This window comes from Halococcus saccharolyticus DSM 5350 (assembly GCF_000336915.1).
GTDB lineage: Archaea > Halobacteriota > Halobacteria > Halobacteriales > Halococcaceae > Halococcus > Halococcus saccharolyticus.
This window is the reverse complement of the sequence record NZ_AOMD01000011.1, coordinates 1-16,287: the sequence shown is the minus strand read 5'-3', so window position 1 is coordinate 16,287 and position 16,287 is coordinate 1. Positions and strand designations below refer to the sequence as shown.

12 protein-coding genes and 1 pseudogene are annotated in these 16,287 nt (G+C 59.7%); 11 read left to right on the top strand and 2 right to left on the bottom strand.

The features are described from left to right. Positions 1-158: 158 nt before the first annotated feature. Entirely contained in the window at positions 159-1,025 is an 867-nt protein-coding gene (locus C449_RS02730) for a fumarylacetoacetate hydrolase family protein (RefSeq protein ID WP_049913847.1), read from the top strand. Positions 1,026-1,134: 109 nt separating this feature from the next. Beyond that, on the top strand, positions 1,135-1,899 hold the full coding sequence (locus tag C449_RS02725) for an IclR family transcriptional regulator (RefSeq protein ID WP_049913846.1): 765 nt from the start codon (positions 1,135-1,137) through the stop codon (positions 1,897-1,899). 2,097 nt (positions 1,900-3,996) lie between these two features. Here the strand turns inward: C449_RS02725 and C449_RS02720 are convergent. After that, entirely contained in the window at positions 3,997-5,373 is a 1,377-nt protein-coding gene (locus C449_RS02720) for a dihydroorotase (protein ID WP_006076377.1), read from the bottom strand. A 233-nt stretch (positions 5,374-5,606) separates the two neighbouring features. Between C449_RS02720 and uraD the strand changes: the two genes are divergently transcribed. The 6 genes from uraD (at position 5,607) to C449_RS02690 (ending at position 11,791) form a co-directional block, all read left to right on the top strand. Further along, a complete protein-coding gene (gene uraD / locus C449_RS02715; RefSeq protein WP_006076376.1) occupies positions 5,607-6,110 on the top strand; it encodes a 2-oxo-4-hydroxy-4-carboxy-5-ureidoimidazoline decarboxylase in 504 nt (167 codons plus the stop codon). Between the two features lie 270 nt (positions 6,111-6,380). Next, complete coding sequence (gene pucL, locus C449_RS02710; RefSeq protein ID WP_049913845.1) at positions 6,381-7,361, top strand: factor-independent urate hydroxylase; 981 nt, start codon at positions 6,381-6,383, stop codon at positions 7,359-7,361. 4 nt (positions 7,362-7,365) lie between these two features. After that, on the top strand, positions 7,366-7,716 hold the full coding sequence (gene uraH, locus C449_RS02705) for a hydroxyisourate hydrolase (protein WP_006076374.1): 351 nt from the start codon (positions 7,366-7,368) through the stop codon (positions 7,714-7,716). A 324-nt stretch (positions 7,717-8,040) separates the two neighbouring features. Beyond that, positions 8,041-9,414, top strand: coding sequence for a uracil-xanthine permease family protein (locus tag C449_RS02700; protein WP_006076373.1), 1,374 nt, complete (start codon positions 8,041-8,043; stop codon positions 9,412-9,414). Between the two features lie 69 nt (positions 9,415-9,483). Further along, on the top strand, positions 9,484-9,945 hold the full coding sequence (locus C449_RS02695) for a peroxiredoxin (protein ID WP_006076372.1): 462 nt from the start codon (positions 9,484-9,486) through the stop codon (positions 9,943-9,945). 286 nt (positions 9,946-10,231) lie between these two features. Then, positions 10,232-11,791: an acyl-CoA carboxylase subunit beta gene (locus C449_RS02690; protein WP_049913855.1), complete on the top strand. Its 1,560-nt coding sequence runs from the start codon at positions 10,232-10,234 to the stop codon at positions 11,789-11,791. Positions 11,792-11,876: 85 nt separating this feature from the next. Here C449_RS02690 and C449_RS02685 read toward each other — a convergent pair. Next, positions 11,877-13,165: pseudogene (locus C449_RS02685) on the bottom strand (uracil-xanthine permease family protein). Positions 13,166-13,386: 221 nt separating this feature from the next. Here C449_RS02685 and C449_RS02680 point away from each other — a divergent pair. From C449_RS02680 to C449_RS02670, 3 genes are all read left to right on the top strand, one after another. After that, positions 13,387-13,806 carry a DUF3830 family protein gene (locus C449_RS02680; RefSeq protein WP_006076368.1) on the top strand — a complete coding sequence of 140 codons (420 nt, stop codon included), beginning with the start codon at positions 13,387-13,389 and terminating at the stop codon, positions 13,804-13,806. A gap of 204 nt (positions 13,807-14,010) precedes the next feature. Next, on the top strand, positions 14,011-15,279 hold the full coding sequence (locus C449_RS02675; protein ID WP_006076367.1) for a Zn-dependent hydrolase: 1,269 nt from the start codon (positions 14,011-14,013) through the stop codon (positions 15,277-15,279). Between the two features lie 95 nt (positions 15,280-15,374). Next, on the top strand, positions 15,375-16,103 hold the full coding sequence (locus tag C449_RS02670; RefSeq protein WP_006076366.1) for a fumarylacetoacetate hydrolase family protein: 729 nt from the start codon (positions 15,375-15,377) through the stop codon (positions 16,101-16,103). The last annotated feature ends 184 nt before the right edge of the window (positions 16,104-16,287 follow it).

Below are 16,287 nucleotides of genomic sequence, written 5' to 3'. Positions count from 1 at the left end.
CTGAAACAGTCCACCAACGAATCAGAGCCTATAGTCGGGATATTGAGTACTGATATCGGAAGTAGCAACCCGACGGTGCCACGTTCGTCGGGATACGTTGCCGATCCATCACGGTTTGCGATACAATTATACGTCCTCCGATGAGTTAGCCAGGACGTATGCGATACTACAGAGTAGCGGATGGCTGTGATTCGCGCCTGGTAGTTCGAACGGACGGAGCCGAATACGACCTGACAGCTGCCCGTCCCGAGATAACCGGCTTCATGGATCTCGCTCGAACCGCAGCAGTAGTGGACCGAGACATCAACGATATCGTGGATGCCGTGATCGCCAACGCACCGCCCGTTAGTTCCGAGTCGACGAGCCACCACCGGATGCCGGTCGTGGCCGAAGAGGTCTGGGCAGCGGGCGTGACCTACCACATCAGTGAGAAGGCGCGCCAAGCCGAAAGTGGGAACCCGGACGTCTACAGTCAGGTCTACGGCAACGATCGTCCGGAAATATTTCTCAAGGCGACCCCGTCGCGCACGGTGGGGCCCGAAAAGGACGTCGGCATACGGAGCGACTCTGAGTGGGACGTTCCGGAACCGGAGCTCGCCGTCGTCCTCTACGACGGTTCCATCGTGGGATACACAGTCGGTAACGACGTGAGCAGTCGATCGATCGAAGGCCGGAATCCGCTCTATCTTCCCCAGGCCAAAGTGTACGACCGTTGTTGCGCGATCGGTCCGTGCGTCGTTACCCCGGATACGGTCGGTGATCCTCACGACCTGGCAATCGAGATGACCATCTCCCGAGGAGGCGAACCGGTCTTCGAAGGAACGACCGCCACCTCTGAGATGGTGAAGACCTGTGACGAACTCGCATCGGCTCTCACGAAAAGCAACCCTGTCCCGGAAACAGCCGTTCTGCTTACGGGGACGGCACTCGTTCCGGACGAGGAGTTCACCCTCCATCCTGAGGATGAGATCGAGATCACCATCGAAAACATCGGAACGCTCACCAACACCGTTCGTCGGGTCTGAGAGAGTCACGAGTATGTAACGAAGAGAGGATTGGAGTGTTCAGTCATTTGGAACTCAATCGGCGCAACCAAGCGAACCTTTCAAGATAGATGGGTGCGTCATGATCACTATGACCAAGCGAGCAAAGCACGCGGTGAAGTCGGTCGAAACCGGGTTCAATATCCTGGATGCGCTCAAGGAACTCGACGGTGCCGGGGTCTCGGAACTCGCCACCTATCTCGATATTCCGAAGAGCACGGTTCACAACTATCTGAGCACGCTCGTTCAGGAAGAGTACGTCGTGAAAGACGGATCGACCTATTACGTCGGTATTAGGCCACTCGAATACGGCGCGTACGCCAGATCACAGTTGGAGATCTACGGAATCGCCAAACCGGAGGTTGATGACCTAGCAGCGACCACAGGTGAACTCGCGAACTTGATGATCGAAGAACACGGACGGGGGGCATACCTCCACCGAGCTCGCGGCAAGAAGGCGGTTCAAGTCGAAGCTCACGTCGGAACACGGGTACCCCTTCACGGAACTGGGCTCGGAAAAGCGATTCTCGCTCATCTTTCGGAGGAGCGAGTTGAGGAAATCATCGAGAGACACGGTCTCGTCGGTTCGACCTCGAACACCATCACAGATCGAGAAACCCTCGACAAGGAACTCGCTGAGATACGCGAACGAGGAGTTGCATTCGACGACGGGGAACGAATCACCGGTCTCCGGTGTGTTGCAGCGCCGATTCTCAGCAACAAGAATCGAGTGCTCGGTGCGATAAGTGTCTCCGGACCCTCGAACCGAATCCAAGACGAGCGTTTCACTGACGAGCTACCGAGCCGAGTGCTCGAAGCTGTGAACGTGATCGAGCTGAACGTTACGTATTCATAGATAGTATTCACTATTGCTGAACGAAGTAGGCCACATCGGGAACTGACGTCCAAAACGAAGCAAAGGTAGTACACGGTCGTGTCGATAGCTTTTCCACACCATTTCGATAATACCATTTCCGTTCCCGATGCTGAAGACAATTCAGCAATGATGAATTAACGTTTTTCATTCAAAGAGACCCCATTCGTGCCATTGATCGTCTCAAAGTATACCAAATGTAGTAGAGTTCCGATGATAGTTAACTAAAGCATATTATAATGCTAGTGTTTCTTCGTATGAGACAGTGTGACGTGTTCACTACTACTGAGTAGTATGCTGGCGCACTCGATTTTGATAACAGTATTGCTGGTGTCACTATGCATCCCGATCGGGACCCCGTGTGTTACTTGTCGACGCCAGCTGGCACACACTCAAAGCCTCGGTTGTCGGTCTGACCCTGGATAGTCACATGCTTTACATTTGTCCGTAACAACGATAGCTGCGTTACTACACTTCCGACATGACCGCATGACGGTAGATTCGGACGCTCATCTGTAGGGTCTGACTCTATGAGGACTCTGCTCCAGTTCCTGGAACGTAAAATATGAGAGAGAGTCGTAAAGGCCGTCAACGAGACTGCGCTCAAAGCGTGGGGCACTGACGGATCTCATAGGCGAAGGAACCAGAGAACACTATCCGGCTGTGCAGCCGGACAGCAAGCCAGTCCGGGTGACGTTCCGGTTCGCGCAGTCACACCAGAGGCTGCATTAGGGACTATTTTGGGTGGGTTTACACAAGACGGAATCGCAAGTCGTTGTGATAGACCAAGATGGGAGCGTTAAACGAGAGATGCGCGTTGAAAACGCGAACCTGACACACTCACCGAAGAGTACGCTAGCAGCGAAGCCACCGTCGCGGCTACTGGCAACTACTTCACGGTCTACGAGGCACACGACGAGTACCACATCAAGGTGCTCGTCAACCCTATAGAGACGCGCTGGATCGGTCCACTCTCGCTCACACCGATTCGAGCGGCCACCACAGCTGTTTCGACCGAACCATCGGTAGGGAGGTGTCTCAGACCGACGTATGCGGATATCCCACATCCAGGAGCTCCAGAACAACAGTCGGCCAAGCACCAAGCGCTGGTAGACCGTCGACATCACTCACAACAACCATCATTCATTGGAGTATTGATCCCCAATCGAAATAGTTGCGATGTAATGGCGTCTGAGAATCTCCTCTACCCGGCCACCAAGTAATGGTCGTATTAGCGTTACATGAGATCAACAGTTCGATCACGTAGCCATAGAAATGACCACGAACGCTGGCGACGACGATACGAAAGTCAGGGATCGAGTCTAAGCGGGGGGATCGTCGGGCAAAATGTCGTCAATCTCAGTGTGACGTACGATCAAGTGAAGGCTCATTCCTTTGTATAGGAAACGCCTGTTTCTATCAGACACAGTACGATACTTCTCAGCACAGTCGGGTGCAGTGACAACCGAGGGTGTTACGATCGCTATACTGACCCCAGAGTGTATATCGGCGCAACGGTCTATCCGGTCGTGGAGCGAATTGTTCTGCACGCCAAGACGGACCGCTGCTACGCCGATGAAATCGTGTTCGCTTGATTCCGACGAGCTTGCCGGTAGGCAGCATACCGTACCGTTCCGACACCGAACAGATCGGACGAGAGAGGTTCGAAGGGACGATGACCGAACAGAAGTGAAACACACATTGCACCAGCATGCTGGTGGCGTGTACTAAACATCGATGTCCTCGAGATCAATAGGCAGTAGACGTGTGAAGACGAGCGCTACCGGCACATCAACCAGAGTATTCTGCAAGATACTGTGAATGAAACGGCCGTTCAAAACGACTCAATCGTTCTAAGAAACGGAATTTCTTCCTCTGGAAAGATCGTTTCTCGGAAACTGCTGTTCATATCTTGGACAGGATACGAAGCATCGATGTCTTTGAGATCCGAGTCCGAACCTGAGAAAGCTATAACATCAGACATCGTGTTGGAACAGCAGGTTTCGGTCAAGCGCTTCAGCAGCAATCAGTCCCGCTCCGGTGAGATCATCGTACCTGTGGGAGTTGATACTACGGGCATCAGATGCTCCAATCCGGCCGCTCACGCGGGACGAAGGTCCCGTGACCGGACTCAACGATCTCTCCGTCGTCGGCGACGATCTCGCCACGGACTAATGTCGTTTCGACACGACCGGTTACTTCACGACCCTCGTAGATCGAGTAGTCGGCAACCGAGGCGTTGTCCGTCGCCGAGATCGTGTGGGTGTCGTTGGGATCGAAGACCACGATATCGGCGTCGGTCCCGGGTTCGAGTGTTCCTTTTTCCGAGAGTCCGAAGGTTCGTGCCGGATTGGTACACATCGTCCGAACCAGGAATGGATACGAAAAGCCACGTTCGTTTACCGCCTCGTCGTGGAACACTGACAGACTCCGCTGCAAACCGTTCGCTCCGAACGGGTTCTCCCACCACTCAGTGTTTTCTTTGCGGTCGCGTGTCTGTGCGACGTGGTCGGTCGAGACGACGCTCAGGGCCCCTTCGCGCAGGTGTTCGAACAGCGCATCGTTGTCGTCAGCAGTCCGGAGTGGGGGTGTGAGTTTTGCGAGGTTCCCCAACTCCCGATGTATCTCGTCCGTGAGGGTCGTGTGGTGGACGCACGCCTCGCCACGGATACAGCTTCCATCGCGCTGGTATCGTGCGAGTGCATCCGCCGCTTTTCGAGAGGAGGTGTGGAAACCATAGTACTTCGTACCGATTTCCCGAGCGAGTCGGGCGACATCGTCGGCAGCCATCGCCTCTGCGTAGTCCGGTCGTGCTTCGGGCAGCCGCTGTGGATCATCGTGTCCCGCATCCCGGAACTCAGCTGTCAGAGAGCGACAGACGCTATCGTCTTCGGTGTGGGCGACCGCGACGGCGTCCAGGTCTCGGAGCTTCTCGAATACCTTCCGGATGTACCCGTTCGAGAGACCGAACTCGTAGGTACTGTATATCTTGAAGGAGGTGATGCCGGCATCGACGAGATCAGCCATTTCGTCGAAGAGGTCCGATCCCTCGCGGAGAATCCCGCCGTGCAGACTGAAATCGACCATCGGGTTCTCGGCCGTTTCGCGCTTGCGCTCGACACCCTCCTGTAGTGAGCCCTCCTCGTCCCACGCACTCTCCTCGCCGACGTATGCTTGCCAGCCGAAATCGATGACTGTCGTCACCCCGCCGAGTGCGGCGGCACTGGTAGCGGTTTCGTACGTATCGAGCGAAACGTGATCGTCGATATGCACGTGCGGGTCGACGACGCCCGGCAGCACGAGACGATCGGACGCATCGATCGTCCGGGACGCCTTTGGTAACGTGTGCTCGGAACCGATACCGACGATCGTCCCATCGTCGATCGCGATGGAACCGCCGAACGTGCTCTCGCCCGTCACGATGGTTCCGTTCGAGATGACTGTGTCCACGGACATCGATCGCCAATTCTACTCAGCAACGTATAATGGTTGGGAGCTAACGCTGGGCGTCAGCTTCACTTATATCCACGTTCTCAAAGGGAATTTGTCAAATATTGAATATTTCCAGCAATCTCCGTCATCTTTTTCGAGCGTGTCGAGAAGAGTCGATCTTCATATCGGTAGCAAGTGAACAACCCGCAACCGAAGAGAACGATTTAAGTGACGCATAGACGCACTACCGAAAAGCGATGAGCGAACTCACGATCGAAGAGTTAAACCAGACCGATGACGGGACCTTCGTAGAAATTCTGGGTGACGTGTACGAGTCGTCGCCGTGGGTTGCCGAGCAAGCCCAGTCGGAACGGCCGTTCGCTTCGGTCGAGGACCTGCACGGAGCGATGGAAAGCGCCGTCCGGAACGCGTCGCGGGACGAAAAGACGGCACTACTGCGGGAACACCCCGATCTCGGTGAACAGACCGAGATGACCGAAGCGTCGGAAGAGGAGCAAGCCTCCGCCGGGCTCGATCAGCTGAGCCCGAACCAGTACGAGGCGTTCCAACGGTTGAACGAGGAGTATCGGGAGAAGTTCGGGTTCCCGTTCATCATGGCGGTGCGGGACGAATCACCGAACGCGATCAGAGAAGCGATGGAAGAACGGGTCGGTCACTCGAAACCCGAGGAGTTCCACACCGCTCTCAACGAAGTCCATGAGATCGCTCGACTCCGACTCGACGATATGCTGCGCGCTTGAGACACACAGACGTCTCGACGCTTCTTGACGGGGATTCCGATCGAATCTGCGAACGGGAGGGAGATACTCGCGCCGTTTCCCGGTGCACTGTCCCATTCGTGTTCTTGAAATCTCATACTCGGATAACGGACGTCGATCGAGGTACGAGAGACGGTTTCAGTCGTTGAACCGGTCGGGTTGTGTGTACTCGGACCGTCGAAACGCCTAAATCCTCATGATGAACCGAGTATAAAAGCTTTTGTAGTGGGTGGGACAACCACACAGTTGGGTATGACGACCAATAAACACCGTTCGCCCGAACCAGAGGAGGGTGAGCGGCTGATGAACTACGGTAAGGAAAAGATCGGTATCTACCGAACCTACGCGTCGCCGCTCGAGAACGTCCGGACGATTCCGGAATCCTCGTTCGACGGTCGGGATAACACGCTGCTCGGCCTGGACGTTCGCGTTCGGCTCGAAGGCGACGAGTTCTTCAAGAACTTCGAGGAGGCGGACAACAGCAATCTGGTCGCGACGGACTCGATGAAGAACTTCGTTCAGTACCAGCTGGGCGAGTACGACGGCGCGACGGTCGAGGGGTTCCTCGACTTCACGGGGCGTCGGTTCTTGGAGCAGTACTCCCAGATCGACGCCATCCAGATGTCGGCCGACCAGATCCCGTTCGACGAGCTCGACGTGCCCACCGGCGACGGTGACTTCGAGCCGAGCGAACTCGTCTTCCGCGTTTCGGACAACGAGTCCGGTTTCGGTGAGGTCTACCTTACCCGCGGCGACGATGGCCCGCAGATCGAAGAACAGAACAGCGGTATCACCGACCTGCAGCTGGTCAAGGTGAAGGGCAGTGCGTTCACCGACTACGTTCAGGACGAGCACACGACCCTGCCCGAGCGCGAGGATCGCACGCTGTACGTCTCGATGGACATCTTCTGGAACTACGAGGATCCGGAGGACTGCCTCGGCGAGGAGCCACAGCGTTACGTCGCGTCCGAACAGGTGCGCGACATCGCCCACGTCATGTTCGATGAAGTCTACTCGCGATCCATTCAGGACCTCATCTACCAGATCGGTCTGCGCGTGCTCGAACGGTTCCCGCAGCTCGAATCGGTCAATTTCGAGGCCAACAATCAGACCTGGATCGCGGTCCGCGAAGAGATCGACGGCGACGAGGACGTCAGAGTGCTGCGCGAGCCCGCCCGCCCGACGGGCTACCAGCAGTTCTCGATGAACCGCGACGACCTCGACGAGGAGTAAACCGATGGCCGCAGAGCTCACGACGCACGTGCTCGACACGAGCCAAGAGGGACCCGCCGAAGGCGTCACGGTGACGCTCCAGCGGCTGGATGCCGACGGCAACGCCGAGACGATCGCCGACGGGACAACCAACGACGACGGCCGCCTCAATGAGCCACTGCTGACTCCCGAGGAGATGGAAGCCGGAACGTACCAGCTCCTGTTCGAGGTTGGTGAGTACTATCGGCAGCGCTCGTCTGAGTCGACATTCCTGGAGACGGTGCCGGTGCGGTTCGTTATCGACGACGCCAGCGAGCACTATCACGTCCCCTTGCTACTGTCACCCGGCAGCTACACCACGTATCGAGGAAGTTGATCGGGTACGCCTGGACACGGCACGTTCGTTAGAACTGCCGTGTTTTGTCCGCGGGAGGTCGACCACGGCGGCATAGGAGCCCGTCTGCGATCGTTCGGAGCAAGAGCACGAAACGACCAACGCGACAAAATTGGGCTCGTCTACGTGCCAGGATTTGACAACGGAACGGCCAATCGTTTCTGCACAACGTCCGGGCCTGAACCGTAAGGAGACGGTACGGAACGTCCGTCGGTATCGAATCGATACCAATCACCGTGTCGATCGGTGACTGTTGAAACCAGCATCGTTAAGTGACTGTACGGTGGACCCAAGTCCAGGTGTCACATGGCACAGACAGACGAGAGTGGGCGGTCGAGCGTCGTGTATGACATCGAGGAGAAGCCACCGCTCGGGGAAGCGATCCCGCTTGCCTTCCAGCACGTGCTTGCGATGGTGCTCGGGAACATCGCCGTTCCGCTGATCATCGCATCCACGATCGGACTCGCAACCGGGCAGACGACGTTCCTCGTCCAGATGGCGCTCGTCGTAGCGGGTGTCGCGAGCCTGGTGCAGGCCTATCCCGTCGGTCCCGTCGGCGCTCGGCTGCCGATCATGATGGGGACGAGTTTCGCGTTCCTCGGTACGTTGCTTCTCGTCGGCCAAGATGGGGGGCTGCCAGCAATATTCGGGGCTGCGCTCGTCGGATCGGTCCTCCAGATATTCATCGGGGCGAACTACGAGCGGTTCAAGCCGCTCTTTCCACCGGTGGTCAACGGCACCGTCGTGATGCTCATCGGGCTGACGCTGATCCCGACGGGTATCGACTACGCGGCCGGCGCGTCGGCCGGACCGGGCGCGGCAGGCTACGCCTCGTTGATGAATCTCGGCGTGGCCTCACTCGTCTTCCTCGTAACGCTCGCGTTGAACCAGTTCTTCCGGGGTATCCTTCGGATCGCGAGCGTGTTCTTCGGGATCTTCCTCGGCTACGTCGTCGCGGTGTTTCTCGGAATCGTCGATTTCTCGCCGATCGCACAGGCGGGCTGGTTCGCCGTGCCCGTCCCGCTGAAGTTCGGCATCGTGTTCGATCCGGGCGCGATCCTCGCCGTCGCGGCCGTCTACCTCATCGTTGCCATGGAGACCATCGGCAACGTCTCGGCGATCGTCGCCGAGACAGGACGGAACGCATCGAACCGCCAGATCCGCGGCGGGCTACTCGGCGACGGGGTCATGAGCGGTATCGCGGCCATCTTCGGGGCGTTCCCGAACACGGCCTTCGCGCAGAACGTCGGGCTGATCAGCTTCACCGGCGTCGCCAGTCGGTTCATCGTCGGGATCGGCGGTGTCATCCTCCTCGTCGGTGGGTTCATCCCGAAGGTCGGTGCGGTGATCACGACGGTTCCCGATCCCGTCCTCGGTGGCGGCACGCTCATCCTCTTCGCGCAGATCTTCACCAGCGGTCTCAACATCATCCACCGCGAGGTCGTCCTCACCCAGCGCAACACGACCATCATCGCCGCCGCAGTCTCACTCGGGCTGGGCGTCACCTTCCGGCCCGAACTGGTGCAGAACCTCCCCGAGATGGTGCAGACGCTGTTCGGCTCGGGCGTCGTCATGGGCGGACTCGCTGCGCTCGTCCTCAATCTCATGCTCCCACAGGAGAGCCCCGTCGGTAACGTCTCCGACAGCGAGGCCGTCGCGAAGGAAACTGGCGACGACTGAGCGATTTCGCCATTTCGAGCGAGTCGCGCGAGCGAAACGATTTTATGCCAGATGATACACTGACAAGATATGTTGGAGCCAGGCACACAAGCCCCCAGTTTCGAACTCTCCGACGAGAACGGCGAGCCAGTGAAGCTGTCGGACTTCGCGGGACAGCACCGCGTCGTGTACTTCTACCCCAAAGCCGGGACAGAGGGCTGCCGGATCGAAGCCAGGAGCTTCAGGGACTCGTGGCAGGCGTTTGAGGATCAGGACGTGCAGGTGTTCGGTATCTCGACGGACTCGGTAGAGGACATCCACGAATTCAAACAGACGAACGACATCCCGTTCCCGCTGTTGAGCGATATCGACGGGGAGGTCGCAGCGGCCTACGAAAGCTACGAGACGAGCGACGACGATGGAACGACGAACACGACCGCGTCCCGCAACACCTACCTCGTCGATCCGAGTGGCGAAATCGAGGCTGCGTTTGAGGACGTCTCCCCGGATGGTCATGCCGCTGAGGTCCTCGATGCGATCACTGACAGCTGATCGGTCCGTTCGGGCCCCCAACGTGTCGGATCGAATCATTTGCGGCGGGTTCTGGAACGAAAACAATCCAAACGGATGTCATTGACAAACCATACGTGTGCGCTCTCGATTGCACCAGCACCGATCAGCTACAGCACTGCTGTGGCACTTGCCAGCGAGGACACACCGAGAACGATTCGGCAGAGATTCGGAAACGTGGAGGGGTAGTGTGGGGATCGAGGTTTCGGCCGTCCGGCTCGCCGAGATCGAGGCAGCAGCGCTCGTTGCCGCTACCGAGGAGTCGCCGATCGAGGAGTTAGCCATCGAGGAGTCACCCACCGAGGAACTCCGTCGCCGGCGGACGGAAGCCAAACGTGGCGGCGGTGCCGAGCGTATCGCAGCCCAACACGAGAAGGGGAAGCTGACTGCGCGCGAGCGGATCGATTACTTCCTCGACGACGACACGTTCCGCGAACTCGGCACGTTCGTCGAACACCGCTCGACGAACTTCGATATGGACGAGCGCGGGGTTCCAGGCGACGGCGTCGTCACGGGGTACGGCGAGGTCGACGGCCGCACGGTGTTCGTGTTCGCCCACGATTTCACCGTTCTGGGAGGGTCGGTTGGCGAGGCCGTCGCCGACAAGATCTGTACGGTGATGGACAAAGCGATCGACAACGGTGCGCCGATCGTCGGGCTGAACGATTCGGCGGGCGCACGGATTCAGGAGGGACTCGACTCGCTCGCAGGGTTCGCGAAGATCTTCCGGCAGAACGTCCGGGCGAGCGGACTCGTTCCGCAGATTTCGGCGATCATGGGCCCATGTGCTGGCGGCGCGACGTACTCGCCCGCGTTGACGGATTTCACAGTGATGGTCGAAGAGACCAGTCACATGATGATCACCGGGCCGGACGTGGTCGAGACAGTCACCGGCGAGGAGATCTCGATGGCAGAGCTCGGCGGGGCGAGAACCCACGCCACCGAGAGTGGCGTCGCCCATCTGTCCTACGAGACCGAGGGAGCCGCACTCGACGCCATCCGGCAGCTGCTCTCGTATCTGCCGCAGAACAACGTCGAGGAGCCGCCACGGGCCGACCCCCGGGACCCTCCCGACTGCGACGCCACAATCAGTGAGATCGTTCCTGACGATCCCCGAAAGCCCTATGACGTAACTGCAGTCATCGACGGTATCGTCGACGAAGGGTCCTTCTTCGAGATTCATTCGGCGTACGTACGGAACCTCGTGACCGGGTTCGCGCGGATGGACGGCCGGCCGGTCGGCGTGGTCGCGAACCAGCCGTGCGTCAATGCGGGCACCCTGGATATCGAGGCGAGTCAGAAGGGCGCGCGGTTCGTTCGGTACTGCGATTCGTTCAATATCCCGATCGTGACGCTCGTGGACGTTCCGGGATTCATGCCCGGTACTGATCAGGAGCACGGCGGGATCATCCGTCACGGCGCGAAACTGATCTACGCCTACGCCGAGGCCACCGTGCCGCTGTCGACGGTGATTCTCCGAAAGGCGTACGGCGGCGCGTACATCGTGATGGGGTCGAAGCTCCTCGGTGCGGACACCAATTACGCGTGGCCCGGCGCGGAAACTGCCGTGATGGGACCACGCAGTGCGGTCAACGTGCTGTATCGCGACGAACTCGCTGCCGCCGACGATCCCGAGACCATGCGCCAGACGCTGATGGACGAGTACCGTGAAAAGTTCGCCAATCCCTATTCGGCGGCCGAACGCGGGTACGTCGACAGCGTGATCGAACCACACGAGACACGCGAGCGCCTCGTGAGCGATCTCGGCGTACTCGCCCGCAAGCGGACCGATAGGCGGCCGAAAGACCACGGCAACATCCCGCTCTGACGCGCTCACGTTCGACGGCAACAGCGGCAGCGGCCGGAGTCACGGAATCAGACTGGATGGGTGGAGCGTTGATCGGCCCGCCACGTCAATCCTCGTCCGTGGCGGGACCCTCCCCGGAGATCTGTACGTTGGTGTCGGTGCCGCCTTCGGTTTCTGGTACGCCACGGCCACTTTCGGGGAGCACAACGTTGAGGATGAGCGCGCTGAGTCCCCCCATGGTGATGCCGGAGCCCACGACGGACTGGACGAGGGTGGGGAGGGCGGCAATCGCCTCCGGACGGAACTCGACCGCCAGTCCGAGCGCGATGGAGGCCGCCAGGATGGTCAGATTTCGTTGGGTGAGCTCCGCCTCGTTGGCGATGAGGGAGACGCCGCTGGAGAAGATCTGTCTCTTATACACATCTCTGAGCGGGCTGNGAAGTTGACCACGCCGACGTTCTGTGAGAAAGAGGTGTTCGGCAGGGCGTTGAAGACGGCTGCAATGGCGCTCATGACTCCGTCCGCGAGCAATCCACCACGAATTTCGTCCTTCGTCGGTGATCGGTTAACCGCGGCGACGGTCCCAGTGATATCCCCGATCGACTCCACGGCGGTGATGACGTAGAGGAACGTGACCGCGAGGATCGCGCTGGGTTCGAACGCGATCCCGAACTGGAGCGGCACTGGTACGGCGATCCAGCCGGCTTCCGCGACCGGGGTGAAGTTCACGACGCCGATCACGATGGCGACGACGTAGCCGACCACGATGCCGATGAACACGCTCGCGATCCGGACGAACCCCTCGAAGAACTGGTTCAACCCGAGCGTGACGAAGAACACGAGTGCGGCGAGCCCGAGATTGAGCAACGAACCGTAGTTGTCCGCCCCTGCACCACCGGCGGCGTAGTCCATCCCGACCGGAACGAGCGTCAGCCCGATGAGCATCACCACGATACCGCTCACCAACGGCGGAAAGAACCGATCGATCTTCTCGTACCCGAAGCCGATCAGGATCTCGACGAACGCGCCGACGAGACACGCACCGAAGATCGTCGCCAGCCCGAACTGGCCGCCGATACTTACGAGCGTTCCGACGAACGCGAAACTCGTCCCCATCATGATCGGCAACCGCGCGCCGATCGGACCGAGAGGGAACGCCTGGACGAGCGTCGCGACGCCCGCCACGACGAGCGCCATCTGGACGAGGAACGTTGTCTGCCCCGACGAAACCCCGACTGCGCCGGCGATGATCAGCGCCGGCGCGATATTGCCGAGAAACATCGCGAACACGTGCTGGAGGCCGAGCGGGATCGCCTCCCCGAGCGGCGGCTTTTCCTCGATATCGTACACTATGTGACTCCGTGACTCTTGTTGTTCCATGATATCGCGTTTCATGGGTTGCCGGCCCCTGTATTATAATTTGGGGTAAGAATCACCGGTACATCCAGCGAAAAAGGAAGTTGCCGATCGGTCCAACAGTTTCGGCCGAGTGATTGGCTCGTTCCACAGTAGGGAGATCGGGCCGTCGATGACGGCGATCCGGTGACGGACATTCCGGTGGATCGAACGAACCGCACATCAAAACAATTATACGGCTTAGCTGTCTCGTGCGGCGTATGGGACAACTCGAGTTCGACATCGAAGAAGAGAGGACGTTTACCGCCGAGCTGCTCGAAGACGAAGCGCCGCGTTCGGTCGAGGCGTTTCGGGACTTCCTGCCGCACGAATCGCATCTGATGCACGTCCGCTGGAGCGGCCACGCGACGTGGGTCAACATCGACGAGATCGAGCTGCCAGAGATCCCCCGCGAGAACCACACGGTGTACCCCTCGCGCGGCGACATCCTGCTCTACCCGGGCTACCGCAACGAGAAGGAGATCCTCGTCCCCTGTGGATCGACCTGTTTCAAAAGCCCTGCTGGAGAACTGGCGGGCAACCACGTCGCGAATCTCGACGCGACGCGCGAGGAACTCGTCGAGCTAGAGCAGGGGACCCTCAAGGACGGCCAGAAGAAAATCACCATTAGAGAGGTCTAACGCGGCCACGGACGCCAGAGAGTCCGCGGTTGGCGTGCGATCGAACCGTCACCCACGAGCGAGATACCGATCGAATTTTTACGGAGCGAACCGACCGTAGCCATCACTGCAGGACGATGGTCGAGGCAGTGAGCCACCAGTACGGATCGGCTGCATCGGTAGTTTCAAACCACGTCGTGGTGTACTGTCCCATAGATCGCAACCATGTCTGAGGGAATTCGCACGAATGTCAGCGAGGAAAGACTACGGAACGACATCCGGAAGAACGCGGAGTACGGGGCACTCACAGTCGAAGAGGGGAACAGTCGCACGACACTCACGGGGACGAAGGCGAACGAGGAGGCACGCACGTATCTGGTCGAGCAGCTGGAACAGGCAGGACTCGACGTTCGCATCGACGCGGTCGGAAACATCGCCGGGCGATGGGTGCCGGAGGGCGTCGACCGGGACACGCCGGCGGTCGCGACCGGCAGTCACCTCGATTCGGTCCCGGAGGGCGGGATCTTCGACGGCGTGTTGGGCGTCTACGGCGGGCTGGAAGCCGTCCGTGCGCTGCAAGCGGCCGACCTCGACCTCCGGCGACCGATCGAGGTCGTCTGCTTCACCGAAGAGGAGGGCGTGCGGTTCTCCGATGGCGTCCTCGGGTCCTCTGTCGCGAGCGGCCAGCGCTCCGTCGAAGACGCGCTCGCACTCGAAGACGACGACGGTGTAACCCTAGAGGAGGCACTCATCGACACCGGATACCGCGGAGAAGGACGGATCGATGCGGGCGAGTGGGATTCGTGGCTCGAACTTCACGTCGAGCAGAGCGAGCGACTGGAAGACGGGAACACGCCCGTGGGCGTCGTCACCTCGATCACCGGGACGATCCGGTGTCTGATCGAGATCGTCGGCGAGGCCGATCACTCCGGTTCGACCGCGATGCACGATCGGAAAGACGCGCTAGCGGCTGCCAGCGAGGTCGTGCTCGAGGTCGAAGCCAAGACGAACGACGTCGTTGCCGAGAACGGCGACACCGTCGTCGGGACAGTGGGAAAACTCGATATCGCACCGAACGCGACCAACGTGGTGCCGGGACGCGTCGATCTGGGCGTCGACGTTCGTGATATCGACTACGGGTCGATGGAACGGATCGTCGGCCACATCCAGGGGTACTTGTCCGCCCTCGAAGACGAACGCGGTGTCGTCACGACGTTCGAGCGGCCGTACGACATCGAGCCGATCGACATGGCCGACCGCTGCACGGCCGCGATCCGGGATGCAGCAGCCCGATCGGAGGTCGACTCGCTCGAAATGCACTCCGGCGCGGGCCACGACACGATGCATATCGCAAAGGTGACGGATGCGGGAATGCTGTTTGCTCCCTCCCGAGGCGGAGCCTCACACAGTCCGTTGGAGTGGACCGACTGGAGCGACTGTGGGGCTGCAACCGCGGTGCTGGGGACGGCGCTTGCCGAGCTAGCTGCGGAGTAGCTCACACGACCGGACAACAGGACCGAACGGCGTTGCTGAGTGGCTGGAAGCGCCGATTCACGAGAGCTTATTACGGTCCCACTCGGCCGTCGTGTATGCGACGAGCGCGACTACGGACGCCGGGCGGCGTCGTCAGCGGTCGGTACAAGGAGGGGGTCGTGACCACGCAGGACGCCGAATACGTCGTCGGCCAAGATGGGGAACTCACGTACCCCTGTTCGCCGTCGGCGCTGTACTGCGTCGGCCGAAACTTCGCCGAGACGCTCGATCAGATGAATTACGAGCGGCCGGACGAGCCCGATTTCTTCATCAAACCGCCGGCCTCGCTCGTCGGCCACGACGATTCGATATGGTATCCCGACTGGACGAACGAGTTGACGTACGCGGGCGAGCTCGTCGCCGTCATCGGAGAGCAATGTCACGATATCGCTGTCGGGGACGTTCCGGACGTGGTCGACGGCTACACCATTATGAACGACGTCGACGCGCTCGACCAGCAGGGCCGGACCGCCCGAAAGGCGTTCGATACGTCCGGGCCGCTCGGCCCGTGGGTCGAGACGGATATCGACCCGCACGGAATCGACATGACGACAACGATCAACGGCGAGGAGCGGCAAGCGGCGAACACCGAACTGATGCTGTTCGATCCACACGAGATCGTCGCCTACCTCTCACGACGGTTCACCCTCCGTCCCGGCGACGCGATCGCGTTCGGGAGCCCGGCGAACCCGGGCACGATCGAACCGGGAGACCGCATCGAAATCACCTACGAGGGGATCGGGACTCTCAGTAACACGGTGGCTACGTCGGAGAACGACGCGTAACCTCCCACAGCCATCAGCGGCCACTACGGATCGGACGCTACGCGAGCAGTAATCAGCGAAATCGGAGGTTCGAAATCGCCCTCAGAAAGCGGAGTGGAGCGTAGTTTCAGTTACCGACGTCGGTGGCGCGCTCGACCACGCTTTGGCCGTAGCGGTCGGCGAGGTCGTCGTGCTGGTCGGGGCG